This is a genomic window from Paraburkholderia sp. SIMBA_053 (assembly GCF_046534895.1).
Classification (GTDB): domain Bacteria; phylum Pseudomonadota; class Gammaproteobacteria; order Burkholderiales; family Burkholderiaceae; genus Paraburkholderia; species Paraburkholderia caledonica.
Window position 1 is genome coordinate 1 of the sequence record NZ_JAWRXU010000760.1, and the last position, 268, is coordinate 268.

At 61.6% G+C, this 268-nt stretch carries 1 protein-coding gene; it reads left to right on the forward strand.

Features of this window, described 5'->3' with window-relative positions; translation table 11 throughout:
- Positions 1–21: 21 nt before the first annotated feature.
- Positions 22–268 (forward strand): LysE/ArgO family amino acid transporter (locus tag SB753_RS37620; RefSeq protein WP_410805231.1); only part of this gene is annotated, 247 nt, incomplete at its 3' end.

Consider the following 268-nt stretch of genomic DNA (forward strand, 5'->3'; position numbering starts at 1 on the left):
CTCCCGTCTACTGGATCGACTATGAACTGGCTGTCTTTTTCTCATGGCGCGGCGTTATGCGCGTCGCTGATCGTGACCATCGGCGCACAGAACGCCTTCGTGCTGCGGCAAGGCATCATGCGCTCGCATGTCGGCAAGATCGTCGCGCTGTGCGCGCTGTCGGACTGCATTCTGATTAGCGCGGGCGTCGGCGGCGCGTCGGTGCTCGTCGAGCGCTATCCGGTCTTCGTGCATGTGATGCTGTATGTCGGGCTCGCCTATCTCGTGT